Origin of the sequence: Streptococcus mitis (assembly GCF_001579035.1) — a bacterium.
GTDB lineage: Bacteria > Bacillota > Bacilli > Lactobacillales > Streptococcaceae > Streptococcus > Streptococcus mitis_J.
The window spans coordinates 68,494-70,815 of record NZ_KQ970285.1 but is presented as its reverse complement, the minus strand read 5'-3'; the positions used below and the strand labels follow the sequence as shown (position 1 = coordinate 70,815).

The following is a 2,322-nucleotide window of genomic DNA, read 5'->3' as shown; positions in this document are numbered from 1 at the left end:
AAAAAAGAGCCCTAAAAAGGGCGTATATATTGACGAGTTCAGCAGGCAAGGAACTAGCACGGTCAAACGTGCTTTTTTAATACCTGATGCTATTATACCATAATTAAATCATATTTTTTACTTTCCCTTTATAACTTTGATTTTTGACTCTATACTATTTGTAGTGGGTAAATCCCCTATGGATATTATGGAGCCTATTTTGGTGTAGAAAAACGCCCTCAAAGGGGCGTATAATGAAAAGTCTAACAAATTAAGAGATAATATCTTACAAAAGACACCTTTTTCAATCTACTGTTCAAAAGAAATAATTATATATCTCGTGTCTACTTCCATATTTTTATCATCAAAAATAGATATTTTTTCCCATTGTCCTCTAATTTCTTTAGAAACAGCAACTGACTTAACTGAGTCTTTAATTTCTTTGAACAATTCTTTTGTAAATTTTGCAGAAACGTTTCCACCAGCTAGGCCTATAGAAATTGTATTTCTAATCTTACTTGCACTTCTAACTTCTCCACTAAATTGTAGAATTTCTCGTTCTTCTCGACCACATTCTCTTGCTTTAGATATAACATGCAATCGTTCCATTGTTTCATCTACTTTAGGATTGACTTTAAACGTAGATAATTTTTGCTCTTTATCTAATATTTCAATCTCGTAGTTGAAGTTCTTCATATCTTTATAAAATTCACTAGTGGCCTTGACAATCTTAGGACTCTCATATATGAGATCGTCATATATTTTCTCTGCAGATTCAGTATTTAAAGAATCAATGAAGATAATAAAATCATCAAAATCTAGTATGTTATCTTCAAACAGACTTACTTCATCAGGTAATGATAGTTCAAAGTTAATATTAAATGATCCAGGAGAGAATGGCAATAGTGACAAATTCCCACTTAGAAATTTATTAGCAGTATTTAAAGATAATTTTTTTTCAGATATATATATATCAATCATTTTTATAGCTTTCAATACCACGCTCGGTACTGCTGAATGAGAATTTTGCTCATCTCTCATCTTAATTGTCATCTGCTTATGATTGAATAGTCCAGGGAAAAAATCTTTATAACTATCTCTCAAATCAGCAAATGATACTTTATTGACAAAATCATATTCAAACTCTTGATTATTCTCTGGCAGCCAACCATCTATGTCCTCACCAGAAATCTCTTCAAACTCATTTACGCTATATAGCGTAGCATCGTTTTGTGATATAAAATCAATAATTTTAAAGTTATCATTTTCTAAAAATGATTCAAAAACCTCTCTAATATATTGACTTGAAAATATCAAATTAATATCTTTAACAGTGAGTGGCATTATAAAGTATTGATTATCATCAATAAAATAAAAGAAATAGTATTCGCCATTTATTTTATCAGATATAAAGGCTAAGGGAGTGTCATAATATTCAAAAATAAAAATCGGATTTATATTGTTTGAATCAAATTTAATACTTTCCATATCACTCACCTCCATCCGAATTTGATTGCGTATCTATAAAGGACACATCACTATATTCCCACAGATTCAAATGATGATTCTCAAGAATACCAACTCCATGGGACGAGTTTATCTCAATTAATACTGGAACTTTATTTTTAAAGCTCTTAAATTTACGTTTAAGATCGTTAGCAGACGCTAAATTATCAAAAAATGACAGAGCTCTAGCTTCACACTCTTTTCCCCTGGGCATTTTATTTAATTCAAAATGAGTCTGAAAATCTGCCTCATTGGGTACAGTAGAATTGCACAATCTATAGAAACTTCCTTCAATTGTTCTTGCTTCTTCAGGCGGGCACATATCAGGATAATTTCCCCCATATTTCAAACCTATAAGTCATCATCCCTTCTAGAATCTGTATTCATACTCATTATAACATGTTTGTCAAGTACTATATATTGTGGTAATAATTTCACAATATACATTATGTACTTTTCAAGAATAATCCATAATACTTATTAATCATAGGTAACGCTCTTTTTATCTTTTAAAAATTACTAGATCACTATCAATTAAGTTTTCCATCAAGGTATCTATAACTAGTTTGAGACCTTCTAAATATCTTAGCATTTGTACTTCTTCAATTCTAATAGTTGCATACTCCGTAGGACTCTGACTCTCCTTAACCTCTGATATACTCCTCATTGCTATATTTTACTATGATGTTTTATACTTGAATTATAAAAAACTAGACTTTTTAAGAGTTTTAGCCTAGTTTTTTGTATCAATTTTCGTTATTTTTAGGGGAGAGGTATTCACCTTTTGGAACACCGTTATTACTTTATCGCTTTTAAAAAATAAAATAGGGGGAGGTC

The 2,322-nt window shown here is 30.4% G+C and carries 2 protein-coding genes; both read right to left on the bottom strand.

Translation table 11 applies throughout. The annotated features are described in order from the left end of the window. Window positions 1–288: 288 nt before the first annotated feature. A complete protein-coding gene (locus tag SMIDD26_RS00385; protein ID WP_061438576.1) occupies window positions 289–1,467 on the bottom strand; it encodes a hypothetical protein in 1,179 nt (392 codons plus the stop codon). 1 nt (window position 1,468) lies between these two features. After that, complete coding sequence (locus SMIDD26_RS00380) at window positions 1,469–1,807, bottom strand: hypothetical protein (RefSeq protein ID WP_246746831.1); 339 nt, start codon at window positions 1,805–1,807, stop codon at window positions 1,469–1,471. Between the last annotated feature and the right edge of the window lie 515 nt (window positions 1,808–2,322).

What these genes read in the sequence shown, in the direction of transcription:
- SMIDD26_RS00385 (WP_061438576.1), bottom strand. Translation starts at nt 1,467, where the DNA reads ATGGAAAGTATTAAATTTGATTCAAACAATATAAATCCGATTTTTATT.
- SMIDD26_RS00380 (WP_246746831.1), bottom strand. Translation starts at nt 1,807, where the DNA reads ATGTGCCCGCCTGAAGAAGCAAGAACAATTGAAGGAAGTTTCTATAGA.